This window comes from Streptomyces sp. NPDC048171, assembly GCF_043202655.1.
Lineage (GTDB): Bacteria > Actinomycetota > Actinomycetes > Streptomycetales > Streptomycetaceae > Streptomyces.
In genome coordinates, this window is the sequence record NZ_JBIDAU010000012.1 from 150,304 (window position 1) to 173,763 (window position 23,460).

The 23,460-nt window shown below is 72.1% G+C and carries 18 protein-coding genes; 9 read left to right on the forward strand and 9 right to left on the reverse strand.

The window, feature by feature from the left end:
* Positions 1 to 26: 26 nt before the first annotated feature.
* Together cobN and ACGF3J_RS31040 are read left to right on the forward strand one after the other, a co-directional pair.
* Complete coding sequence (gene cobN / locus ACGF3J_RS31035) at positions 27 to 3,656, forward strand: cobaltochelatase subunit CobN (protein WP_161331286.1); 3,630 nt, start codon at positions 27 to 29, stop codon at positions 3,654 to 3,656.
* 121 nt (positions 3,657 to 3,777) lie between these two features.
* Entirely contained in the window at positions 3,778 to 4,419 is a 642-nt protein-coding gene (locus ACGF3J_RS31040; protein WP_386930212.1) for a superoxide dismutase, read from the forward strand.
* A 60-nt stretch (positions 4,420 to 4,479) separates the two neighbouring features.
* Here ACGF3J_RS31040 and ACGF3J_RS31045 read toward each other — a convergent pair whose 3' ends face one another.
* Complete coding sequence (locus ACGF3J_RS31045) at positions 4,480 to 5,100, reverse strand: dihydrofolate reductase family protein (RefSeq protein WP_161331499.1); 621 nt, start codon at positions 5,098 to 5,100, stop codon at positions 4,480 to 4,482.
* A 168-nt stretch (positions 5,101 to 5,268) separates the two neighbouring features.
* On the opposite strand from ACGF3J_RS31045, the gene ACGF3J_RS31050 reads away from it, so the two are divergent.
* The gene (locus ACGF3J_RS31050) at positions 5,269 to 5,880 is read left to right on the forward strand and encodes a DUF998 domain-containing protein (protein WP_393855251.1); all 612 of its coding nucleotides are present in this window, start codon (positions 5,269 to 5,271) and stop codon (positions 5,878 to 5,880) included.
* Between the two features lie 18 nt (positions 5,881 to 5,898).
* Here the strand turns inward: ACGF3J_RS31050 and ACGF3J_RS31055 are convergent, their stop codons facing one another.
* Positions 5,899 to 7,362 carry an amidase gene (locus ACGF3J_RS31055; RefSeq protein ID WP_393855252.1) on the reverse strand — a complete coding sequence of 488 codons (1,464 nt, stop codon included), beginning with the start codon at positions 7,360 to 7,362 and terminating at the stop codon, positions 5,899 to 5,901.
* 127 nt (positions 7,363 to 7,489) lie between these two features.
* Here ACGF3J_RS31055 and ACGF3J_RS31060 point away from each other — a divergent pair, with 127 nt between their 5' ends.
* Positions 7,490 to 8,092, forward strand: coding sequence for a TetR/AcrR family transcriptional regulator (locus tag ACGF3J_RS31060; RefSeq protein WP_161327476.1), 603 nt, complete (start codon positions 7,490 to 7,492; stop codon positions 8,090 to 8,092).
* A gap of 67 nt (positions 8,093 to 8,159) precedes the next feature.
* Positions 8,160 to 8,693 carry a GNAT family N-acetyltransferase gene (locus tag ACGF3J_RS31065; RefSeq protein WP_393855253.1) on the forward strand — a complete coding sequence of 178 codons (534 nt, stop codon included), beginning with the start codon at positions 8,160 to 8,162 and terminating at the stop codon, positions 8,691 to 8,693.
* A 21-nt stretch (positions 8,694 to 8,714) separates the two neighbouring features.
* Here the strand turns inward: ACGF3J_RS31065 and ACGF3J_RS31070 are convergent, their stop codons facing one another.
* Entirely contained in the window at positions 8,715 to 9,686 is a 972-nt protein-coding gene (locus ACGF3J_RS31070) for a helix-turn-helix transcriptional regulator (protein WP_393855254.1), read from the reverse strand.
* A 134-nt stretch (positions 9,687 to 9,820) separates the two neighbouring features.
* On the opposite strand from ACGF3J_RS31070, the gene ACGF3J_RS31075 reads away from it, so the two are divergent.
* The gene (locus tag ACGF3J_RS31075) at positions 9,821 to 10,216 is read left to right on the forward strand and encodes a RidA family protein (RefSeq protein WP_161326088.1); all 396 of its coding nucleotides are present in this window, start codon (positions 9,821 to 9,823) and stop codon (positions 10,214 to 10,216) included.
* Positions 10,217 to 10,260: 44 nt separating this feature from the next.
* On the opposite strand, the gene ACGF3J_RS31080 is transcribed toward ACGF3J_RS31075, so the two are convergent.
* Entirely contained in the window at positions 10,261 to 10,914 is a 654-nt protein-coding gene (locus ACGF3J_RS31080; protein ID WP_161326084.1) for a TetR/AcrR family transcriptional regulator, read from the reverse strand.
* Positions 10,915 to 11,216: 302 nt separating this feature from the next.
* Here ACGF3J_RS31080 and ACGF3J_RS31085 point away from each other — a divergent pair, with 302 nt between their 5' ends.
* Together ACGF3J_RS31085 and ACGF3J_RS31090 are read left to right on the forward strand one after the other, a co-directional pair.
* Complete coding sequence (locus ACGF3J_RS31085) at positions 11,217 to 13,052, forward strand: RICIN domain-containing protein (protein ID WP_161326089.1); 1,836 nt, start codon at positions 11,217 to 11,219, stop codon at positions 13,050 to 13,052.
* Positions 13,053 to 13,198: 146 nt separating this feature from the next.
* Entirely contained in the window at positions 13,199 to 14,560 is a 1,362-nt protein-coding gene (locus tag ACGF3J_RS31090; protein ID WP_161326085.1) for an APC family permease, read from the forward strand.
* Between the two features lie 33 nt (positions 14,561 to 14,593).
* Here ACGF3J_RS31090 and ACGF3J_RS31095 read toward each other — a convergent pair whose 3' ends face one another.
* From ACGF3J_RS31095 to ACGF3J_RS31110, 4 genes are all read right to left on the reverse strand, one after another.
* A complete protein-coding gene (locus tag ACGF3J_RS31095) occupies positions 14,594 to 16,597 on the reverse strand; it encodes a CocE/NonD family hydrolase (RefSeq protein WP_161326086.1) in 2,004 nt (667 codons plus the stop codon).
* Positions 16,598 to 16,625: 28 nt separating this feature from the next.
* Positions 16,626 to 18,131: a peptide MFS transporter gene (locus tag ACGF3J_RS31100; protein ID WP_393855255.1), complete on the reverse strand. Its 1,506-nt coding sequence runs from the start codon at positions 18,129 to 18,131 to the stop codon at positions 16,626 to 16,628.
* A gap of 147 nt (positions 18,132 to 18,278) precedes the next feature.
* Complete coding sequence (locus tag ACGF3J_RS31105; RefSeq protein WP_161327788.1) at positions 18,279 to 19,649, reverse strand: MFS transporter; 1,371 nt, start codon at positions 19,647 to 19,649, stop codon at positions 18,279 to 18,281.
* Complete coding sequence (locus ACGF3J_RS31110; protein WP_202557835.1) at positions 19,615 to 20,472, reverse strand: MurR/RpiR family transcriptional regulator; 858 nt, start codon at positions 20,470 to 20,472, stop codon at positions 19,615 to 19,617. The genes ACGF3J_RS31105 and ACGF3J_RS31110 overlap by 35 nt, the downstream gene beginning before the upstream one ends.
* A gap of 52 nt (positions 20,473 to 20,524) precedes the next feature.
* Here ACGF3J_RS31110 and ACGF3J_RS31115 point away from each other — a divergent pair, with 52 nt between their 5' ends.
* Entirely contained in the window at positions 20,525 to 21,976 is a 1,452-nt protein-coding gene (locus ACGF3J_RS31115; protein WP_161327789.1) for an aromatic amino acid ammonia-lyase, read from the forward strand.
* A gap of 15 nt (positions 21,977 to 21,991) precedes the next feature.
* Here the strand turns inward: ACGF3J_RS31115 and ACGF3J_RS31120 are convergent, their stop codons facing one another.
* Entirely contained in the window at positions 21,992 to 23,392 is a 1,401-nt protein-coding gene (locus ACGF3J_RS31120; protein ID WP_393855256.1) for a M1 family metallopeptidase, read from the reverse strand.
* Between the last annotated feature and the right edge of the window lie 68 nt (positions 23,393 to 23,460).

Below are 23,460 nucleotides of genomic sequence, written 5' to 3' on the forward strand. Positions count from 1 at the left end.
GGACCCCGAGGAAGGGCAGACGCCGCATGCCGCATTCGTCCGGGGAGCGCGCCTCGCACCCCAGCATCCTGCTCCTGTCGACGTCCGACACCGACCTGCTGAGCGCCCGCGCCGCCACCGGTCCGGTCACCTACCGGTTCGCCAACCCCGCCCGCCTCCCGCTCGACGACCTGCCCGCCCTGCTGGACGGCGTCGGGCTGGTCGTCGTACGCCTCCTCGGCGGAGTGCGTGCCTGGCGCGAGGGTCTCGACCTGCTCCTCGCCGACGGCCGCCCCGTCGTGGTGCTCAGCGGCGAACAGGCCCCGGACGCCCAGCTGATGGAGGCCTCCACCGTCCCCGTCGGCCTCGCCGCGGAGGCGCACGCCTACCTCGCCCACGGCGGCCCCGCCAACCTGGAGCAGCTGGCCCGGTTCCTCTCCGACACCGTGCTCCTCACCGGCCACGGCTTCGACCCGCCGACGCCCGCCCCCACCTGGGGCCCGCTGGAGCGCACGCCTCGCCCGGACGCCGACGGGCCCACCGTGGCCGTGCTCTACTACCGCGCCCACCACATGAGCGGCAACACGGACTTCGTGCACGCCCTGTGCGACGCCGTCGAGAACGCGGGCGGGCGGCCGCTGCCCCGCTACGTGGCCTCCCTGCGCGCCCCCGAGCCCGAACTGATCGAGGACCTGCGGGCGGCCGACGCGATCGTCACCACCGTCCTCGCGGCCGGCGGCACCAGGCCCGCCGAGGCGTCCGCCGGCGGTGACGACGAGTCCTGGGACGCCGGCGCGCTCACCACCCTCGACGTCCCCATCCTCCAGGCCCTGTGCCTGACCGGCTCCCGCGCCGACTGGGAGAGCAACGACGAGGGCGTCTCCCCGCTGGACGCCGCCAGCCAGATAGCCGTTCCCGAGTTCGACGGCCGCCTGATCACCGTGCCCTTCTCCTTCAAGGAGATCGACGCGGACGGCCTCCCCGCCTACGTCGCCGACCCCGAGCGCGCCGCCCGCGTCGCCGGCATCGCCGTGCGCCACGCCCGCCTGCGGCACATCCCGGCGGCCGACAAGCGCCTGGCCCTGGTCCTGTCCGCCTACCCGACCAAGCACTCCCGCATCGGCAACGCCGTCGGCCTGGACACCCCGGCCAGCGCGGTGGCCCTGCTGCGCCGACTGCGCGAGGAGGGCTACGACTTCGGCACCGACGCCGAGGTCCCGGGCCTGGCCTCGGGCGACGGCGACGAACTGATCCGCGCGCTCATCGAGGCGGGCGGCCACGACCAGGACTGGCTCACCGAGGAACAGCTCGCCCGCAACCCGGTCCGCATCGCGGCCGCCGACTACAAGCGCTGGTACGCCACCCTGCCCGCGGAGCTGCGCACGGCCGTCGAGGAACACTGGGGCCCGGCACCGGGCGAGATGTTCGTCGACCGCAGCCGCAATCCGGAGGGCGACATCGTCCTCGCCGCCCTGCGCCGCGGTAACCTGCTGATCCTCATCCAGCCGCCGCGCGGCTTCGGCGAGAACCCCATCGCCATCTACCACGACCCCGACCTGCCGCCCTCCCACCACTACCTCGCCGCCTACCGCTGGATCGCCGCGCGGGCCGAGGACGGCGGCTTCGGCGCCGACGCGATGATCCACCTGGGCAAGCACGGCAACCTGGAGTGGCTGCCCGGCAAGAACGCCGGCCTGTCCGCCGCCTGCGGCCCCGACGCCGCCCTCGGCGACCTGCCGCTGATCTACCCCTTCCTCGTCAACGACCCCGGCGAGGGCACCCAGGCCAAGCGCCGCGTGCACGCCACCCTCGTCGACCACCTCGTGCCGCCGATGGCCCGCGCCGACTCCTACGGCGACATCGCGCGCCTGGAGCAACTCCTCGACGAGTACGCGCAGATCGCGTCCATGGACCCGGCGAAGCTCCCGGCGATCCGCGCCCAGATCTGGACCCTGATCCAGGCCGCCAAGCTCGACCACGACCTCGGCATGCAGGACCGCCCGGACGACGACGGCTTCGACGACTTCCTGCTGCACGTCGACGGCTGGCTGTGCGAGGTCAAGGACGCCCAGATCCGCGACGGCCTGCACGTCCTCGGCAACCCGCCGGCCGGCGCCGACCGCGTCAACCTCGTCCTCGCCATCCTGCGGGCCCGCCAGATCTGGGGCGGCACCACCGCTCTGCCCGGCCTGCGCGAAGCCCTGGGCCTCGACGAGTCGGCCGCCACCCGCACCACGGCCGACGCCGCCGAGGAGCAGGCCCGCGCACTGGTCCAGGCCATGGACGACGCCGGCTGGGACCTCGCCGCCGTACCGTCGGAGCACGGCGAACAGGTCGCCGCGGTACTGGAGTTCGCCGCCCGCGAGGTCGTCCCCAGGCTCGCCGCTACCACGGCCGAGATCGACCACGCCGTGCACGCCCTGAACGGCGGCTTCGTCCCCGCGGGACCGTCCGGCTCACCCCTGCGCGGCCTGGTCAACGTCCTGCCGACCGGCCGCAACTTCTACTCCGTCGACCCCAAGGCCGTACCCTCCCGCCTCGCGTGGGAGACCGGCCAGGCCCTCGCGGACAGCCTCCTGGAGCGCTACCGCACCGACAACGGCGAATGGCCCACCTCCGTCGGCCTCTCCCTGTGGGGCACCAGCGCCATGCGCACCGCAGGCGACGACGTCGCCGAGGTCCTCGCGCTGCTCGGCGTGCGGCCCGTCTGGGACGACGCCTCCCGCCGCGTCACCGGCCTCGAAGCCATCCCCCACGAGGAGCTGGGCCGCCCGCGCATCGACGTCACCCTGCGCATCTCCGGCTTCTTCCGCGACGCGTTCCCGCACACCGTGGGCCTCCTCGACGACGCGGTACGCCTGGCCGCCTCCCTGGAGGAACCGGCCGAGGCGAACCACGTCCGCGCCCACGTGCAGGCCGACCTCGCCGAACACGGCGACGAACGCCGCGCCACCACCCGCATCTTCGGCTCCCGCCCCGGCACGTACGGCGCCGGCCTGCTCCAGCTGATCGACTCCCGCGACTGGCGCACCGACGCCGACCTCGCCGAGGTCTACAGCGTCTGGGGCGGCTACGCCTACGGCCGCGAACTCGACGGCCGCCCGGCGCGCGACGAGATGGAGACGGCGTACAAGCGGATCGCGGTGGCGGCCAAGAACACGGACACCCGCGAGCACGACATCGCCGATTCCGACGACTACTTCCAGTACCACGGCGGCATGGTCGCCACCGTCCGCGCCCTGCGCGGCACCGCGCCCGAGGCGTACATCGGCGACTCCACCCGCCCGGAGACGGTCCGCACCCGCACCCTGGTGGAGGAGACCTCCCGCGTCTTCCGCGCCCGCGTGGTCAACCCCAAGTGGATCGAGGCGATGCGCCGCCACGGCTACAAGGGCGCCTTCGAACTCGCCGCCACCGTCGACTACCTCTTCGGCTACGACGCCACCACGGGCGTGGTCGCGGACTGGATGTACGACAAGCTCACCGAGGCGTACGTCCTGGACCCCGCCAACCGCGAGTTCCTCCAGCAGGCCAACCCCTGGGCCCTGCACGGCATCGCCGAGCGCCTGCTGGAGGCGGAGTCGCGCGGCATGTGGGAGAAGCCCGACCCGGCCGTCCTGGAAGCCCTGCGGCAGGTGTACCTGGAGACCGAGGGCGATCTGGAGGGGGAGGACTGACGCCCCGTCGGGGGCGGGTACACGACGCCGGACCTAGGACCAACGGCTGATCAACAATCACCACCGACGCTGTTAGCGTGCAACTGCACATCATTGGCAATAACGTCGGAGGATGTTGGACATGGCGGTGTACTCGCTCCCGGAGCTTCCCTACGACTACTCGGAACTCGAGCCGGTCATCAATCCGCAGATCATCGAGCTGCACCACGACAAGCACCACGCGGCCTACGTGAAGGGGGCCAACGACACGCTCGAGCAGCTCGCCGAGGCGCGGGACAAGGAGCAGTGGGGGTCGATCAACGGCCTGGAGAAGAACCTCGCCTTCCACCTCTCCGGGCACATCCTGCACTCCATCTACTGGCACAACATGACCGGTTCGGGCGGCGGCGAGCCGCTGGCCGCCGACGGCGTCGGCGACCTCGCGGACGCCATCACCGAGTCGTTCGGTTCCTTCGCCGGTTTCAAGACGCAGCTCACCAAGGCCGCCGCGACCACGCAGGGCTCCGGCTGGGGTGTGCTGGCGTACGAGCCGCTGAGCGGCCGTCTCATCGTCGAGCAGGTCTACGACCACCAGGGCAACGTCGGCCAGGGCTCCACGCCGATCCTGGTCTTCGACGCCTGGGAGCACGCCTTCTACCTCCAGTACAAGAACCAGAAGGTCGACTTCATCGACGCCATGTGGGCCGTCGTCAACTGGCAGGACGTGGCCAAGCGCTACGCAGCCGCCAAGGAGCGCGGCGACAGCCTCCTGCTCGCTCCGTGACCGTACCGCTCGCACGCCGGGCCCCGGCCGGGAACTCCTCCCGGCCGGAGGCCCTCCGCGTCAGGAGCGCACGCGGTAGGTCACGTGCGTGACCTGGGTCGCCGCGCGTGAGGCCACCTGCTCCAGCCCGAGCGGCGGGACACCGTCGAAGAGCCGGGTGCCGGCGCCGAGCGTGAGCGGCACGACGTGCAGCCTCAGCTCCTCGATCAGGCCGGCCGCGAGGTACTGGTTGACGGTGGTGGCCCCGCCCTGGACCTGCACGTCGCCGCCGCCAGCCGCCGCCCGCGCCTGTGCCAGCGCCGACTCGATCCCGTCGGTGACGAAGTGGTACGTCGTGCCCCCGGCCATCGCCTGCGGTTCGCGCGCGTGGTGGGTGAGGACGAACACCGGCGCGTGGAACGGCGGATCGTCGCCCCACCAGCCGTTCCACGGCCGGTCCCACGGGCCCCGCACGGGCCCGAACATGTTGCGTCCCATGATGAACGCCTTGGCGGCGGCCATCCGGTCCAGTTCGGCCCTGTTCTCGTCGGGCGTGTCGAACATCCAGGCGTGCAGCTTCGCGCCCGTGCCGTCCCCGCCGTCGTCGCCGAACGGGCGTTCCTCACTCTGGCCGTGCCCTGCCGAGTACCCGTCGGCCGTGACCGTGATGTCGCAGATCACCTTGCCCGCGTGTGTGGTGATGGCTCTCTCCTCGTCGTGAGGGTCGCTACGTCCGTACCGACCGGACCTCCGGACCGCCGCCGCGCCATTCGATCAGGTCCGAGGTCCGCACGTCGACGTCCTCCCTGCTTCGGCCCGCCACCGCAGGACACGTGGCCATGCCTCCAGGTTCCGCTTTAACCTGGTTTGATGCGAGTTGTCCCCAGATGGGTCCTGCTCACCTCAGGGTGCGCGCCCGTCCTGCTGATCGGAGGCTGGACGGGCGCGGCCCTGTTCGAAGGGCCCGGCTACGACCCCGTCTCCCAGACGATCAGCGTGCTTGGAGCCTACGGAGCCCCGGGATTCTGGGTGATGTCGGCGGCGTTCCTCGCCCTGGGCGCCTGCCATCTGCTGACCGCCTGGGGGCTGCGGGCCGCCGCCACCGCCGGCCGGGTGGCACTGGCCGGCGGTGGTCTCGCCGCCCTGGGCGTGGTGGTGCTTCCCGCGCCGAGCAGCGGGGGATCCCTGCACCACGGCGCGGTGGCGGTCGTCGGATTCACCCTGCTGGCGGTGTGGCCGGTCCTCGCCGCCAACGGTGGTCCGGCGGCCCCCTGGGCGCTGCGGCTGATGCCCTCCATCACGGTGACGGCCGTGATGGCGGTCGGTGGGGCGTGGTTCCTGATCGAGATGCACCGGCAGGGCGACGTCGGTATCGCGGAGCGGGTCGTGACCGGCATCCAGTCGCTGTGGCCGTTGGTCGTCGCCGCCTCCTGCCTCCGCCACACCGGAAACCGGGTGCGGCCGGCCTCGGGCCGTCCGTAGCCCGCGCGGCGGTCGGGGTCACCGGGAGGTGACGCGGCCGGGATGGCTCCCGGCCCGGACCGCGGGGGTGCGGTCCGCCCACGGCTGCGCCCGTTCGAGTTGCCCCGCGAGGCGGAAGAGCAGGTCCTCACGTCCGTGATCGGCGGCGAACTGCATGCCGATCGGCAGCCCCGTCGCGGGGTCGGCGGTCAGCGGCACGGACATGGCCGGGTTGCCGGCCACGTTGAACGCCAGGGTGAACGGCGACCGGTCGTTGAGCCGGTCGATCCAGCCGGCTCCGTCCAGCGCCGACGCATCCTCGGTGTAGGTGCCCAGCGGCATCGGAAGCTCCGGGAGGGTGGGGGTGAGGAGGACGTCGTGGGCGGCGAAGTACTGTCCCAGGCTCCGCGCGACCGCGTTGCGTATCGCGAGGGCGGCGACGAACCCGGGGCCGCTGACGCGCTGTCCGTAGTGGTAGCTGGTCAGGGTGGCCGGCTCGAGGGTGGAGGCGTCGGCCGGGCGTCCGAAGGCGGTGGCCACGGCGTCGACCGTGGCGGCGAGGTTGGCCGTGAACAGCCGGGCGGTGGCCGACACGAACTCCTCCCAGTCCGCTCCGAGACCGACCGTGGCCTCCTCCACCTGGTGGCCGAGCGATTCGAGCAGCCGCACGGTGCGGTTGAGCGCGTCGCTCACCGGCGGGGCGGTGCGACGGCCGCCCCAGGCCTGGGTGAGGACGCCGATCCGCAGCTGGCCCGGCGCCCGGGTGACTTCCTCCAGGTAGGGGCGGGAGGGCTGTCGGGCGGAGTAGGGGTCGCCGGGTTCCGGTCCGAGGACGCGGTCGAGCAGCGCCGCGCTGTCACGGACGGTCCGGCTCACGCCGCCCTGCACGGCGAGGCCGTTGAAGGTCTCGTCGGCGTCGGGGCCCAGGGAGACGCGGCCGCGGGTGGGCTTCAGGCCGAAGAGCCCGTTGCAGGCGGCCGGAATCCGCAGCGAGCCGGCGGCGTCGGTGGCGTGGGCGAGCGGAACGACCCCGGCGGCGACGGCCGCGCCCGCACCCCCGCTGGAGCCGCCCGCGCTGCGCTCCAGGTCCCACGGATTGCGGGACGGACCGTACAGCACGGGCTCCGTGGTGATGCTGTAGGCCAGTTCCGGCGTCGCGGTACGGCCGAACGTCACCAGCCCGGTGCGGCGGAAGCGCCGCATCAGGAAGGAGTCGGCGGGGGCGACGTTTCCGGCCGCGAGGCGGCTGCCCAGCTCCGAGCGCCGCCCGGCCATGGTGACTCCGATGTCCTTGATCAGGAAGGGCACCCCGGCCAGCGGCGTACCGCCCGGAACCGGCTCGTCGTCGGTGGGCCAGGTCTCCACGACGGCGTTGACCCGCCCGTTGACCTCGAGCGTGGCCTCGCGTGCGGCCGCCTCGAGTTCGGCCGGGGTCACCTCGCCCCGGGCCACCAGCCGCGCGAGGCCGACCGCGTCGAGACGCACGTACTCGTTCACTCTCATCGTCACTCCACAGAAGAGATCGGTACCGGACAGTCCCGGATGATACCCAACGGTATCGTCCGGGACGGACTGGTACCGTAGCAGGAAGTGAGAGGGTTCCCAGCCGAACGGACGCCGCGGAGGAGTCATGACATCGACCGTCAGAAGGCCGAGCAGGGTCGCGAAGCTGCCCCCTCGCGAGCGCATCCTCGACGCGGCCGAAGAACTCTTCCAGAGCGAGGGGATCCGGCGCGTGAGCGTCCAGGCCATCGCCGACAAGGCCGAGACCACCAAGATGGCGGTCTACCGGCACTTCGCGACCAAGGACGCCCTGGTGGCGGAGTGGCTGCGGATCGTCGCCGCCGACTACCAGGCCGCCTTCGACCGCGTCGAGGCCGACCATCCCGGCCGGCCGAAGGAGCAGATCATGGGCCTGGCCCGCTTCATCGCCGAGGGGCTCCCGGCGATCTCGCACCGGGGCTGCCCCTTCATCAACTCCCTCGCCGAACTCCCCGACCGCGCCCACCCCGCACGGCAGGTGATCGAGGAACACAAGGCCCGCCAGACGCGCAGGCTGACCGCCATGTGCGTCGAGGCCGGGATGGCGGACCCCGGACAGACCGCGGCCCAGATCACCTTCCTCCTCGAAGGCGCCCAGGTCAGCACCCAGAACGGAAGCATCGACCGGGCGGGGGACCGGCTGCTGAGGATCGTCGAGGGGATCGTGGACCCGCACGCCACCCTCGGCTGAGGGGGCTCAGCCCGCCGGGCCGGGAAATCGGATTGCTTCGCGAGGCACGGCTGGCTTGGCTGAGCGCATGACCGAACTGCGTACCGACCGCCTCGTCCTCCGCCGCTGGCGCGACTCCGACCTCGCGCCGTGGGCCGCGATGAACGCCGATCCCGAGGTGCGAGAGCACCTGGGCGACCCGCTCACCCGTGAACAGAGTGACGCCTCCGTCGCCGGCTTCCGGGACGATTTCGACCGGCGGGGCTACGGATGGTGGGCCGTCGAGGTCCGGGCCACGGGCGAGTTCATCGGCTTCGCGGGGCTGGACGAGGTCGAGGACGGGCTGCCGTTCACCGGCGTGGAGATCGGCTGGCGGCTCGCCCGGTCGGCCTGGGGCCGGGGATACGCCGGCGAGGCCGCGCGGGCCGTGCTGGCCCACGGCTTCGAGGTGCTGGACCTGCCCGAGATCCTCGCGGTGACGACCGCCACCAACGTCCGTTCCCAGGCGGTGATGCGCAGGATCGGCATGACCCGGGACGCGTCCGGCGACTTCGACGACCCGGATGCGCCCGAGGGCCCCCTGCGTCCGAACGTGCTGTTCCGCATCACCCGCGACGGCTGAGGAACGCCCCGGTCCTCCGGCTCACGTGTCCTCGTAACGGGCGACGATCGCGGCGGCGCGGTCGCGCAGGGCGGTCCGCACGGACCGCGGGGCCAGGGCTTCCGCGTCCGTACCGAGCTGCCAGAGCGCCCACTCGGCGTGCCGGGTGTCCTGGAACGTCACCTCCAGCCGCAGCCCGCCGTCCGCGTCGGGTTTCTCCGCGCGGACGGCCAGCGCGGTGTCCAGCAACTCCTCGCGCCGCGCCGGGCTCAGCCGTACCAGCACGGTGAGGTGGTCGCCGCTGGAGAGGAACCGTGCGGAGCGTTCCCGCCAGATCCGGTCCAGGTCGACCCGGTCCGGCCGCTCCGCGGCTTCGGGGAGTTCTTCGGCGGCCTGCATCCGGGACAGCCGGTAGGTGCGGTCCGCGCCCGATCTCGTGGCCAGCAGGTAGCTCTGGCCGCGCACGGTGACCAGGCCGATCGGGTCCACCGTGCGCCACCTCGGGCCCTGGTCAACCGCCGCGTAGTGGATACGCAGCTTGTGTCCGGCGAGCACCGCGCGCCGCACCTCGATCATCGTGGTGCCGGACACCTGCTCGGTCGGCAGCCGACGGGAGAGCAGGTCGGTCTTCGGGTCGACGAGAAACCTCTGTGCCGCGTCGCTCGCGGTGGTCCGGTGGATCTCGGGCAGCGAGTCGACCACCTTGCGCAGGGCCGAAGCGAGCGCCGGGCCCAGGCCGAACACCGGCTCGCCGCGGCTCGATCCGGTGGTCAGCAGGGCGAGGGTCTCGTCGTGGTTGAGGCCGGTGAGCTCGGTCCGGAAGCCGGGTGCCAGCGCGAAGCCGCCGTGCCGGCCGCGTTCGGCGTAGACCGGGACGCCGGCCGTGGACAGCGCCTCGATGTCGCGGAGCACGGTGCGGGTGGACACCTCCAGCTCGCGAGCGAGCGTGTCCGCGGTCAACCGACCGCGCTGACGCAGCAGGAGCACCAGTGAGACCAACCGGTCGGCGCGCACGCGAAAACTCTATCCGAATACATGACCATCGGTGTCGTGATTCGCTGACACGCTGGCCGCCACGACGTCGAAGCCGGCGACAACCCGGCCGACGGTCTCCGCACCCCCGACAACCGAATGGAGCTGACGTGGCACTGGAACGCACCGCGGTCAACCCGGTGACCTGGTCGAAGGACTTGGGATTCAACCAGGGAGAGGTCGTCTCCGGGCACACCCGGACCCTGTACATCTCGGGCCAGACCGCGATGGACGGCGACGGAAAGCCCCAGCACGACGGCGACATGGCCGCGCAGTTGGCACTGAGCGCCGACAACCTGGAGGCGGTGCTCGGTGGCGCGGGCATGTCCCTCGCGAACCTGGTCCGGCTCAACGTCTACACGACCGACGTCGATCTCCTGCTCCCGCACTACGGCGTGCTGGCGGCGCGGTTGGGCGCCGCAGGGGTGGCGCCCACCTCCACGATGCTGGGGGTCTCCAGGCTGGCGATTCCCGGCCAGTTGGTGGAGCTGGAGGGAATCGCCGTCGCGTGACGTGACCTCGCCGCGCGCCCCCGCTGGTCGCGCCGGCCCCGGACTCAGGTGGAGAAGCGCTCCGGAGCCAGCGTGGTCAGCAGAGAGCGGATCACCAGGTCCGTCGAGGCGGCCATCTCGACGGAGTCGGGGTCGAGCAGCCACTGGACCTGGAGTCCGTCCATGACGGCGATGATCGCGTTCGCCGCGTCGTGCGCGCGGGCCGCGTCCGACTCCGGCAGGCCGCAGGCCTCGGTCAGCGCGTCGGTGACGAAGGCGCGCAGTCCGGTGTAGCGGTCGCGGAAGTAGGCCTGCGCGGGGTGCTGTTCGGTGACGGACTCCGCGGAGAGGACCGCGTAGAGCCGGACGAGACCCTCCCGTTCGGCGTTGCGCAGGGCGGTGTCGACGAGGTGGCGCAGAAAGGCGATGCCGTGCGGGCGCTCGGGGCCCAGTTGCTCGATGTCTTCCTGATCGCGCCGTTCGAGGACGCTGGTGAGCAGTAGCGCCTTGGAGCGGAAGTAGTGCAGGACGCCCGCCTGGGTCAGCCCGGCGCGGTCCGCGATCTCCGCCAGGGAGGCGTTGTTGTAGCCGCGGGCGGCGAAGGTGTCGGTGGCGATCTCCAGGATGTCCTGCTGGCGCCGCCGGGCCTCGGGGCTGCGTGGTGTGCGGGGCCCGGCCTTGGGTCTGCGCGTGGGCCTGCCCACTGATTGGTCGCTCACCTGCGACAGCCTACGTTCCGTCAGGCGGCCGGATCGGTGGTCTTCGAACGGGTCGCGAGAGTGTGACGCACGCCGCTTACTAAGTACTTAGTAGGTGTGCTTTCATGGCGCCGTCATTCAGCTGAGGCTCCGTTCCCCGCGCCGGGTGCCGACCGGCTGGGCCGCTTCTCCGCACCGCCGTTCCCGGCCGCCGGTACGCCCCGCTCCCCACCGAAGCGAAGGAGATCCGCACCGTGTCGACCAGTACGAGCACCCGCCTTCCGAGATCCCGGTCCCGCTCCCGTGCCTTAGCCGCCCTCGCCCTGGCCCTCGCCGGTCTCGGCACGGGCCTCACCGGGTCCGGAACCGCGCAGGCCGCCGACCCCGTCGCCCAGGTGTGGGTCACCACACCGGACGGCGCCAAGAGGCTCGCGGCCGAGGGGAGCGTCCCCTTCACCGGCGCGCCCCAGTCCGTCGACATCCGCGTCGACGCCGCCAGCAGGGGCCAGCGTTTCACGGGCGCGGGCGCCTCCGTGACGGGCGCCTCCGCCCGCCTGATCCAGGGCCTCCCGCAGGACAGGCGCGGTGAGTTGATGCGGTCGTTGTTCTCCACCGCCGGTGACGGCATCGGACTGAACTACCTGCGCCAGCCGCTGGGCAGCACCGACTTCGACGCGACGAACAGCCCCTACTCCTACGAGGACACCCCCGGCAGTTTCTCCGTCGACCGGGACCGGGCCGAGATCATCCCCGTCCTCAGGCAGGCCACGGCCGTGAACCCGCAGATCCGCTTCATGGGTTCGCCCTGGTCCCCGCCCGCCTGGATGAAGAGCGGCAACTCCCTGAACGGCGGCAGCCTCAAGCCGGAGAACTATGCGGCGTACGCCGACTACCTGGTCAAGGCGATCAGGGCGTACCAGCAGGAGGGCATCGCACTCACCGACCTCACGGTGCAGAACGAGCCCGAGTTCGCGACCAGTTACCCCTCGACGTCGATGACGTCGGCACAGCAGGCCGACTTCCTCAAGGTCCTCGACCCGAAGCTCACGGCGGCGGGGCTGGCGACCAACATCCTCGCCTACGACCACAACTGGGACCATCCGAACTATCCGCTGGACGTGTTCTCCCGCACGGCGGGCATCGACCGCGTCATCGGCGCCGCCTTCCACTGCTACGGCGGACAGGTCTCCGCGCAGCAGCAGGTCGTCGACGCGGGCAAGCGCGTCTTCTTCACCGAGTGCTCCGGCACCGACAGCTCCGACACGAGCAGGACGTTCGCCGACACCCTGCGCTGGCACGCCGAGAACCTCGTCGTCCAGAACTTCCGCCACGGCGGCGAGACCGTGCTCACCTGGAATCTGGCCCTGGACCGGAACGGCGGCCCCCACCAGGGCCACTGCACCAACCGGTGCAACGGCGTGGTCGAGATCGCGGGCGGCGACGTGACCCGCAACGCCGAGTACTACGTGCTCGGCCACGTGAGCAAGTTCGTCGCACCTGGGGCCACCCGCATCGGTTCCAGCAGCCAGGGCGCGGGCGGCGTGCAGAACGTCGCCTTCCAGAACCCCGACGGCTCCCGCGTCGCCTACGTCGTCAACACCGCCTCCTCGTCCCAGCGCTTCTCCCTCACGGACGGCGGGAAATCGCTGGCCTACACCCTGCCGGCCGGAGCCGTCGCGACCTTCGTGTGGAGCGGCACCAGCGGCGAGCCGACCGGTCCGATCGACCCCGCCTCCTGGTACCGCGTCGTGAACACCGGCAGCGGCGCGTGCCTCGACGCCGCCGACTGGGGGACCGCCAACGGCACCGCCGTGCAGCAGTGGGCCTGCGGCGGCGGCGCCAACCAGTCCTGGCAGTTCCGCCCCACCGGAGACGGGTACTACCAGGCCGTCAACCGCCACAACGGCAAGGCCTGGGACGTGGACGGCGGCTCCGGCGCCACCGCGGACGGCACCCGCGTCCATCTGTGGGACTACGTGGGCGGCACCAACCAGCAGTGGCGCCCCGAACCCACCGGCACCGCGAACCGGTACCGCTTCGTCGCCCGCCACAGCGCCAAGTGCCTGACCGTCGACAACGCCTCCACCGCCAACGGAGCCCGCCTCTCCCAGCAGCCCTGCTCCCAGTCGACCGCCCAGACCTTCACACTGACCGGCTGACCTGCGCGACCGCGCGGCCGGCGGACGGGCCCCGGGTGTCCCGGCCTGCCGCCGGCTGCTTCCGCCTGGAGTACACGGGGGCATGACTCGGTGATCGGCAGGGCAGTCGACACGTTGTCCGTGTCAGCCGCCCCAGGGGGAACCTCGTGACGACAGCCGGAAGTGACACCGCCTCGCCGGGAGGGACGGACGACACCCCCCTGAAGCGGGCCATCGGCCCCAAGCTGCTGATCCTCTTCGTCATCGGCGACATCCTCGGCACCGGCATCTACGCCACCACCGGCCAGGTCGCGGGCAAGGTCGGCGGTGCGCTGTGGCTGCCGTTCGTCATCGGATTCGTGGTCGCCATCCTGACGGCCGCCTCATATGTCGAACTGGTCGGCAAGTATCCGAAGGCCGCCGGCGCCGCGCTGTACACGCAGAAGGCGTTCCAGGTCCCGTTCCTCACCTTCATCGTCGCCTTCATGGTGATGTGCTCGGGCCTGTCGTCGGCGAGCGCGGCGGCCCGCGCCTTCAGCGGCGACTACCTCTCCGAGTTCACGGACTTCTTCCCGCCCACGCTCATCGCGATCCTGTTCATCCTCGCCCTCGCCGCCCTCAACCTGCGCGGCGTCTCCGAGTCGGTGAAGACCAACGTGGTCCTCACCCTGGTCGAACTGACGGGCCTCTTCGTCATCCTCGCCGTCGGCGCCTGGGCGGTCCTCACCGGCGACGGCGAACCCTCCCGGCTCGGCGAGTTGCAGGCCGGCGGTTCCGGCTACGCGCTGGTCACCAGCGTGCTGGGCGCGACCGCGCTCGGCTTCTTCGCCTTCGTCGGCTTCGAGGACTCCGTCAACATGGCCGAGGAGACCAAGGACCCGGCACGCACCTTCCCGCGCGCCATCTTCATCGGCGTCACCGTCACCGGCACCATCTACGTCCTGGTCGCCCTGATCTCCTCGCTCCTCGTCGACTACCGCGTGCTGGAGGACTCCAGCGGACCGCTGCTGGAGGTCGTCAAGGCCGGCGGACTCGACTTCCCGCCGAAGCTGTTCGCGCTGATCGCCCTGTTCGCGGTCACCAACTCGGCGCTGATCAACATCATGATGGCGTCCCGCCTCTGCTACGGCATGGCGAACGAACGCATCCTGCCCCGCGCCCTCGGCCGCGTCCTGCCCCGGCGGCGCACACCGGTCGTCGGCATCGTCTTCGTGTCGCTGCTCGCCATCGGCCTGGTCTCCACCGGGGAGATCGCGGGCCTCGGCGACACCACTGCCTTCCTGCTGCTGTGCGTCTTCGCGGTCGTCAACGTCGCCGTCCTGGTCCTGCGCCGCGACCCGGTGGAGCACAAGCACTTCCGTACGCCCACGGTCCTGCCGGTCCTGGGCGCGATCACCTCCCTGGCCCTGGCCAGCCCGCTCGCCGACCGGCCCGCGGACGTGTACATCCGGGCGGGCGTGCTCGTCGCCGTCGGCATCGGGCTGTGGGCGCTGAACAAGGCGGTGCTGAAGGCCCGGGGCGAAGAGTGAGCCACCGCCCCGGACTCTCCGGCGGCCGGGAGGTCAGCGGGCGACGCGGGGGATGCGCCGCTCCCAGGTGCGGTGGAAGACGACGTCCTCGCCGTCCCGGCACACCACCTCGTTCGACGTGACGAAGTCCTCGGCGTCGCAGGTGATCTCCGACCGGGTCTCGACCCGCGCGTCCCAGCCCCGCTCCGGCCGGTGCAGCCGCACGGTCCACTGAGACCGGGCCCGCGCCGACAGCGGGTCGTCCTCCCGGACGGTGTAGGTCTCCAGCGCGTCCTCGGCGAACTCGAGGCCGTCCGGGTACACGCGCGTGCCGCCGTAGCGGGGGTCGACCTCCAGCCGCCACTCGCCCTTGGCCACGTCCCGCACGACCAGCCGCTCCGGGCGTTCCTCCTCCAGCGTCGCCGGTGACACCACCTGCAGGGGTTCGGACTGCTCGGGGGCCTCGAAGCGGATGCCGGTGTCCTCGGGGTGCTCCCCGGCGTCCCGCACGGGGAGTTCGAGCGCCGAGCCGGCCGGCTCCAGGACGAAGCCGTCGGAGCCGGCCTGCGGCCAGATCCACGGCCAGTACGCCGAGGAGACGGCGAGCCGGATGCGGTGTCCGGCGGGGAAGGTGTGACCGATGCCGTTGAGGGGGAAGGTCACCGTCTCCGTGGCCCCCGGCGTCCACGGCACGTTGCGGTCCCGGCCCTCGCGCGCCGCGAGGTTGAGCGCGCCGCGGGTCACCAGGGTCGACGACCCGTCCGGCGCGACGTCGCAGAGCCGGGCGACGGCCTGTCCGTACGGGACGTCCATCCGCAGGCGCAGGGTGACCTCGGGGCGTCCGAGGATCTCGACGGGGGCGCCGGTGACGGGGAACTCGAAACACACCGAGCGGCCGTCCTCCTCCCGCTGGTCCGGCGGCAGGTCGGCGTCGTTGCCGAAGGGGAAGAACCGCCCGGCGTCCACGCCGGTGTGCTGGGGGGACCGTACGACGACCGGGTCGCCGCCGAGGGCATGGGCGGTGGGGGTGACGTACGGGGACGGCCAGGCGGGGTCGCCGACCCAGCGGCCCGGCAGTTCGGGGTAGACGGTGGCCGGCCGGTGCGACTCGCTGATCCAGGAGCGCAGCCGGGGCTCGTCCATGACGCCGGTGTCCTCGCCCTTCAGGTGCTGGTCCCACCAGCGCAGCGTCTCCTGGAGGAAGCCGATCGGCGGGCCCGGCGGCAGGCCGCGGTCCGGGTACTGGTGCGACCAGGGGCCGATCAGCCCCCGCACCCGGTCGCCGGGCAGGTGCTCCACGAGCCGGAGCACGGTGTCGCGGTACGGGTCGTGCCAGCCGCCGACGGCGAGGACGGCGGCGTCGATCGCGGAGTAGTCCTCGCAGACGCTGCCGTGCTTCCAGTAGTCGTCGCGGAGCTGGTGGGCCAGCCAGGTGTGGATGAACGGGTCGACGGCCTCCAGCCGCCGCAGCCACATCTCCCGCCACTCCCCGCCGGCGTACTCCGGGTCCGGCGGGCGGCAGACGAAGGCCAGCATCGTGGCGGCCCAGGCGTGCATGTCCACGCCGAGGACGGAGCCGCCCATGTAGTGCACGTCGTTGTCGTACCGGTCGTCCGCCGAGCAGACGGTGACGACGGCCTTCAGCGGCTCGGGGGCGAGTGCGGCGATCTGGAGCGAGTTGAAGCCGCCCCAGGAGATCCCGAACATGCCCACCTTGCCGCTGCACCAGGGCTGAGCGGCCAGCCACTCGACGACCGCCACGCCGTCGGCCAGCTCGGTGGCGTCGTACTCGTCGCCGGGCAGGCCCTCGCTGTTGCCGTGCCCGCGCACGTCGACGCGCACGGAGGCGTAGCCGTGGCCGGCGTACCAGGGGTGGCGCTGGCTGTCGCGGGGCGCCGTCCAGTCGCTGAGGCGGTACGGCAGGTACTCCAGCAGCGCCGGGACCGGCTCCTCGGTGACCGGCCGCCAGATCCGCGCGTAGAGCCGGGTGCCGTCCGGCAGCGGGATGCGGATGTCTTCGTGGGTCGTCTCGTACGGGAAGTCCGTGCGGATGCGCATGAGGCGGTACCTTCCGGCGTGCCGGTGCTCAGTGGACGGGGTGCATGGTGCGCCGCAGCCACGGCGCGAGGGCGACGACGACCAGGCCGAGAACGACCGCGATGCCGCCGTTGACGCCGAAGTACACGGGGTGGGACACGTCGTCGTAGATCTTCACGACCTGGGCCTGGATCCCGTTGGCGAGGGCCAGCGACAGGAACCACAGGGCCATGGTCTGGCTGGAGAACGCCTTGGGCGCCAGCTTGCTGCTGGCCGACAGGCCCGAGGTCTCCAGGAGGACGTCGCCGAGGCCGAGCAGCAGGTAGGACCCGACGATCCACCAGGCGGCCATCCGGTAGTCGGTGCCCTCGTGGCCCGCGGTGGGAATCACCATGAGCAGGAACGACAGGCCGCCGAGGATGACCCCGAGCGCGATCTTGTTCGAGGCGTGCGGCTGGCGGCGGCCCATCCGCACCCAGACCGCGGCGACCGCGGGGGCCAGCGCCACCTCGAAGGCACCCAGCGCGGAGGCGTACCAGCTGGACGGGAAGTCGAAGCCGAGGATGGTGGTGTCGGCGTTCGTCGACGCGAGCAGCATCATCGTCGAGTACGCCTGGAAGAGGATGAAGTTGAAGACCACCGAGGCCAGGAAGAGCACGATGTAGGGCCGCAGCCGGCCCCGCTCCTCGGTGGTGACCCGGGGGCTGGTGAACATGATCCAGAAGTAGACGGCCGGCGCGACCACCGAGGCGAGGGTGAGCACGTCGACGAAGCGGTCCATGGTCAGCCAGCCGACGCCCGCGAGCAGCCCGCACAGCGCGGCGAAGGCCAGGGTCCCGCCCACCATGAGCCACACGGCCCGGCGCATGGCCGCCGGGGCCAGGGCGAACTCGGCGGCGTGCTTGCGCCCGGCCAGGTGCCGCCGCCCCGCGACGTACTGGATCAGCCCCAGCGTCATGCCGAAGGCCGCCGCCGAGAAGCCCCAGTGCCATCCCTGGTGCTCGCCGAGCCAGCCGGTGATCAGCGGACCGGCGAAGGCGCCGATGTTGATGCCCATGTAGTAGAGGGCGAAGCCGGCGTCACGGCGGTCGTCGTCCGTGCGGTAGAGCTTGCCGACCATGGCGGCCACGTTGGGTTTCAGCAGGCCGGTGCCGGCGCTGATCAGGCCCAGGCCGACCCAGGTCATGGTGGCGGTGGGCACGGCCATGGAGTAGTGGCCGAGGGCGATGAGGACGCCGCCCCACAGCACCGCCCGGTAGGAGCCGAGGATGCGGTCGGCGAGCCAGCCGCCGCCGACGGAGACCAGGTAGACGAGGGTGCCGTAGGCGGCCGACACCGACGCGGCGGTGCCCGCGTCCATGCCCAGGCCCTCGTTCGCCACCGAGTCGGCGAAGTACAGGACGAGGATCGCCTGCATGCCGAGGAACGAGAAACGCTCCCAGACCTCCAGGCCCGACAGGGTGAGCAGGCCCTTCGGCTGTCCGAAGAAGGCACGGTCGTCCCCCGTCGGCGGCTGCTCGTCGTCGGCCGTCACGGGGTGGGCACGGTCTGTCATGGGTCCTGTCGCCGGTCGGGGATGGGGCTGGAACCGCCGTACGGCGAACCGGCCGACAGTCCCACGTCGCTGGTCAGGAGATCAGGGATCACCCCTGGTTCGCAACTGCATACGCCCAGGCCGGGGGCGTCCGGACGGGCGCGACGACTAATGGAGCGCCATGTTCTTGGTCTCCGGCGCCCAGACGACCGACGCGGCCAGCCCCGCGGCCAGGACCAGGGTCAGCACCAGCATGGTGGGGGAGAAGCCGAGGTGGTCCAGGCTCAGCGGGAGCAGGAACGTGCCGATGGCCGAACCCACCCGGCTGAGCCCGTTGAGCAGGCCCACGCCGGAACTGCGCAGGTCGGTGGGGAACAGCTCGGCCGGGTAGACCTGGTCCAGGTTGACCGCGGCCGACATGGTGAAGGTGAAGACCAGGAACAGCGGGAAGAGCACCGCGGTGGGGGCGTCCGGCCAGACCGCCATCGGCGCGAGCGAGGCGATGAGGACGACGAAGGACCAGATGGTCAGGCCACGACGGGAGGCCTTGGCCACGAACCAGAGCCCCGCGACGCTCCCCGCCAGCAGGAACACGTTCAGCCAGCCGTCGCTGGTGGTGTCCTCCTCGCCGACCCCCATCTTCAGCAGCACCAGCGGCAGGAACGTGTAGATCGCGAAGTACGGCACCACCTGGGCGTTGTAGAAGACCACGCCGAAGGCGGTGTGCCGCCAGTGGTCACGGCCGAACAGATCCCGGTAGCGCGCCTTCGCCGCACCCCCCGCGGCCTGAGTGGTCCGCACCAGCGAGGCGAACGCCTCCGTGTCACCGCCGAGCCGGTGGACGACCGCGCGGGCCTGCTCGACCCGGCCCTGCGCCAGCAGCCACCGCGGCGACTCGGGCACGCCGATGCGGAGCAGCACCACGGCCACCGCCGGCACACAGCTGGAGGCGAGCAGCCAGCGCCAGGCGTCGTCGCCCAGCGAGACCATGTAGTTGCCCAGGAAGAAGGCGATCACGTAGCCCACCGTCCACAGGACGGTCAGCGAGGCGAGCAGCCCGCCGCGGTACCGGCGGGGCACGAACTCGGCGACGAGCGTCGGCCCCAGCGCGTAGTCCGCGCCGATCCCGATGCCGATGAGCAGCCTCAGCACGAACAGCTGGGCCGGTCCGGTCACGAAGAACTCGGCCGCGGACGCCACGGCTATCAGCACGAAGTTCCACGTGTACAGCCGCTGGCGGCCGATCCGGTCGGCGGCCCAGCCGACGATCACACTGCCGAGGAAGATACCGATCAGCGCCGACGCGCCCAGCAGACCCTCCCAGACCGCGCCGAAGCCCAACTGCGAGGCGATCAGCGGCAGGGCGATGCTGATGATGCCCAGCTCGTAGCCGTCGGAGGCGTTGGCGCAGAACGTCAGGGACGTGATGCGCAGGTGGAACCGGTTGAGGGGGGCGTCGTCGAACGCGGTGGCCGCCGCCTCGCCTCCGACGGGGACGGCCGAGTCACTCCCGGAGGAAGAGGTCGTGCTCTGCGGCATAGTCTTCGAAACCTTCCAGTCGTTGCCGGGCGAGGGCGCCGGCCGCGTCGGCCATCGCCTCCACCAGTGCCACGGTCAGCGAGACCACCGCGGCGTGGGAGTCGAACACGAACTCGGAGGCGACGCCCGCGCTCAGCACGTCGTCGGCGAGGGGGGTGAGCGCCGAGACGAGCCGGTCCGTGATCAGAAGAGTGTGCAGGCCCAGCTCCCGGGCCTGGTCGAGAGCGGCCGCGCTCTCCCGCGGGTAGCGGGGGAGCGCGACCAGGACGAGGGTGCGGGCACCGCTCCGGTGGGCGTGCCGCAGCTGGTCCCCGAACACGCTGCCGGAGTCGGTCAGCAGCCGTACGTCCGGGTGGATCTTGGTGGCCAGGTAGGCGAAGGACGCCGCCTGTGCCGCCGAGATGCGGTAACCCGCCACGACGAGCGGCGTCGATTCCATCAGCCGCGCGGCGAGCGAGCGCAGCCGGGTGTCGTCCGACAGCTCGGCGCGCAGCGCCGCGATGTTGCGCAGGTCCGCGTCGATGGCGGCCTGGAACTTGTTGCCCCCGCGCCGCACCTCGGGCGCGGCCGTCGCCGTACGGAGATAGCGGCGGAAGTCCCCGTACCCGTCGAAGCCCAGCAGCGCCACGAACCGGGTCACGGACGGCTGGCTGACCTGGGCGCGCTCGGCGAGTTCGGCGCTGGTGAGTGCGGCGGCGTCGACCGGGCGCTCGGCGAGGTAACTGGCGATGCGCCGCTGCGCCGGTGTGAGCCGGTGGGCAGTGAGCAACTCGTGCAGCGACCGGGGCACCGGGATCTCCTTCTTGCCAGTCCGACGAATCAAGAGTTACATGCTATTCGCAGGAATGAATGAAGACTTGTCAAGAGGAGGGGTGATGATCGATACCAGCCGGATCGAGATCAGCGGCGCCGGGCTCCGCTGCACCGACGTGGTCCGCGCGGCCCGGCGCAGTGCGTGGACGGAGCTGACCCCCGACGCCCTGACCAGGGCCGAGCACAGTTACGAGCTGGCGGTCGAGCTGGGCGCCAAGGGAGCCGTCTACGGCAGGACCACCGGGGTCGGCGCCAACCGTCACATCGTCGTCGACCCGGGAGCTGCCGACCTGCACGGGCTGCGCCTGCTGCGCAGCCATGCCGGGGGTTCCGGGGAGCCCCTGTCCGACGACGCGGTGCGCGCGGTGATGGTGATCCGCCTCAACCAGCTCGCCGCCGCCGGCAGCGGCGTGCACCCCCGCCTGCTGCGGGCGCTGGAGCAGGCCCTGCGGGTCGGCGCGCTGCCCCTCGTGCACACCCGTGGCGCGATCGGCACCGGCGACCTGACGGCCCTGGCGGAGATCGCGCTGACGCTCGCCGGGGAACTGCCCTGGGCGTCCGGCGGCATCGAGCCGGTGCCGATCAGCCCGGGGGACGCGCTGGCGTTCATCTCCAGCAACGCCGCCACCCTCGGCGAGGCCGTCCTGGCCTGGCACGACCTGAACCGCCTGCTGGCCGCGAGCCACGTCGTGACCGCGCTGACCTTCCGGGCCCTGGGCGGCTCGGCCGAGGCCTACGACGAACGCGTCCACGCCGCCCGCCCCCACCCCGGGTCGGTGCGCTGCGCCGCGGACCTGCGCAGGCTGCTCACGGGCTCCGGCGACCCGGTTCCCGGGCGGCGGTTGCAGGACCCGTTCGGACTGCGGGCCTTCCCCCAGGTGCAGGGGGCGGCACTCGACGCGGCCGCCCGGGTGGGGGAGGTGCTGGAGGTCGACGTCAACGCCGCCGCGGAGAACCCGCTGATCGACGCGGAGACCCACCAGGCCTACCACCACGGCCAGTTCTCCACGGCCCAGGTGGCGCTCGCCTTCGACTACCTCCGGGCCGCGCTGCACCACATCGCCGAGCTGTCGGCCGCCCGGCTGAGCGACCTGGTGGAACCGGACCTGAGCGGACTGCCGCCGTTCCTCGCGGACGGCCCCGCCGGCAGCTCGGGCATCATGATCCTGGAGTACGTCTCCCACGACGCGCTCGGCACCCTGCGGCACGCCGCCTCACCGGTGACGCTGGGCACCGCGGTGATCTCCCGGGGCCTGGAGGACCACGCCAGCTTCTCGACCCACGCGGTACGCAGCACGGTCACCGCGACGGCCGCGTACCGCACCGTCCTGGCCTGCGAACTGCTCGGCGCGGTACGCGCGTTGCGGATGGCGGACGCCGAACTGCCCGACACCCCGCTGCGCGAGGCGTACCGGCTGGCCACGTCCGCGCTGCCGCACGTCGCCGAGGACCACCCCCTCAGCTCGGAGATCCAGCAGGCGGAGCGGCTCCTCGACCGCTTCTCGACCCTGTGAGGTCCGCGCCCACCGTCACCTGATGCGGTGGGCCTCCCAGAAGGGGCCGAGGTCCTGCTCCGTCACGGCCTGGGCGGCCTTCTTGAAGCCGGCGGTGGTGGAGACTCCGTACCAGTGGTCCCGGGCGTACCGCTTGAGGAGCCGGGCCATGGAGCCGGCACCGACGGTGCGCTCCAGGTCGGCCAGCGCGCAGGGCCCGGCCGTGTAGACGAGGTGGTACGTGCCCGGGTGCGCCGACCAGTAGTCCATCGGGGCGGTCAGCGCGGCGCCGTCGTCCGGCCAGTACACGTCCGCCCAGCAGTCACGGGTGTCCAGGCCGTAGAAGCGGAAGTTGGCGTACTGGGCGAAGCTCTCGTCCAGCCACGGTGAGCCGTATTCGTCGTTGCCGACGATGCCGTACCACCACTGGTGCGCCAGCTCGTGGACGACCGCGCCGCCCTCCTCGGTGGTGCCGAGCAGGACGAGGCCGGGATACTCCATGCCGCCACCGAAGCCGGGGGTCATCACCAGGTCGACCTCGCCGTACGGATAGCGGCCGAACTCCTCGCCGAACCGGTCGATCGCCGCGACGGCTTCCGTACGGTTGAGGCGCACGCCCGCCGCGGAGGTGCCGTCCGCCCAGTACGACTTCACGCGGACGCCACCGGGCGAGGTGTCCGTCGCCGTGCGGAACGGGCCCGCGGCCCAGGCGAAGTCCCGCACCCGGTCCGCGACGCCGAGCGTGATCGTACGGCCGGTCTCGTCCGAGGCGACGGTCCGGGTGCGGCCGGTCGTGGGCACCTTCAGGTCCGACGGGTGGTCGAGACGTACCCGGAAGTCGCTCGCCAGGGCGTAGAAGCTCTCGCCGACTGCCACATACGGGTCGAGGTGCCACCCCTGGGCGTCGTGCACGGCGAGCACGGGCAGCGCGTTGCCGAGGAAGCGGTAGGCGTCCTCGCGGCCGAAGCGCGCGTTGCGGCCGGGGACGGTGAGGGAGACGTCGAAGGCGACGGAGGTCCGCTCGCCGCCGCCGAGGGGCTTCGGCAGGGAGATGCGCAGGGCGGTGCAGTCCACGGACAGCCCGCCCGCCGAACCGCCCCGCACGTGCGACACGGTGACGGGGGACGGGGCACCGGCCGTGCCGCACCCGTCCTCGCCGTTGCCCCACAGGCGCAGGTACACCTCGCGCAGGGGCCGGCCGGACGCGTTCCGGAACGACACCCGCTGCCGCCCGCTCCAGTGACCGCCGTCGGCGTCGGAGCGCAGCGCCACGTCGTAGCGGGCCCGGTCCGGTGTCGCGGCGGCTCCGGACAACAGCCCGGCCCCGCCCGCCGCACCGGCGCTCGCGAGGCCGGTGGCCACCACCGCGAGCAGCAGGAGGAGCACCAGGAAGGGACTGCGACCGGTTCTGGACGACCCCGCGGCAATCGGCGACATGGCAGCGAATACTGCCACAACAGGCCGCCGTCCGGGCCGGGTTGGGACGGCATCTGTCCTTCCCGCGG

Excerpts from the sequence above, each read along its gene's own strand:
- ACGF3J_RS31065 (WP_393855253.1), top strand. The coding sequence starts at position 8,160 with ATGACCGAACTGCGTACCGACCGCCTCGTCCTCCGCCGCTGGCGCGAC.
- ACGF3J_RS31120 (WP_393855256.1), bottom strand. The coding sequence starts at position 23,392 with ATGTCGCCGATTGCCGCGGGGTCGTCCAGAACCGGTCGCAGTCCCTTC.
- ACGF3J_RS31040 (WP_386930212.1), top strand. The coding sequence starts at position 3,778 with ATGGCGGTGTACTCGCTCCCGGAGCTTCCCTACGACTACTCGGAACTC.
- ACGF3J_RS31060 (WP_161327476.1), top strand. The coding sequence starts at position 7,490 with ATGACATCGACCGTCAGAAGGCCGAGCAGGGTCGCGAAGCTGCCCCCT.
- cobN (WP_161331286.1), top strand. The coding sequence starts at position 27 with ATGCCGCATTCGTCCGGGGAGCGCGCCTCGCACCCCAGCATCCTGCTC.
- ACGF3J_RS31105 (WP_161327788.1), bottom strand. The coding sequence starts at position 19,649 with ATGCCGCAGAGCACGACCTCTTCCTCCGGGAGTGACTCGGCCGTCCCC.
- ACGF3J_RS31055 (WP_393855252.1), bottom strand. The coding sequence starts at position 7,362 with ATGAGAGTGAACGAGTACGTGCGTCTCGACGCGGTCGGCCTCGCGCGG.
- ACGF3J_RS31095 (WP_161326086.1), bottom strand. The coding sequence starts at position 16,597 with ATGCGCATCCGCACGGACTTCCCGTACGAGACGACCCACGAAGACATC.
- ACGF3J_RS31050 (WP_393855251.1), top strand. The coding sequence starts at position 5,269 with ATGCGAGTTGTCCCCAGATGGGTCCTGCTCACCTCAGGGTGCGCGCCC.
- ACGF3J_RS31115 (WP_161327789.1), top strand. The coding sequence starts at position 20,525 with ATGATCGATACCAGCCGGATCGAGATCAGCGGCGCCGGGCTCCGCTGC.
- ACGF3J_RS31100 (WP_393855255.1), bottom strand. The coding sequence starts at position 18,131 with ATGACAGACCGTGCCCACCCCGTGACGGCCGACGACGAGCAGCCGCCG.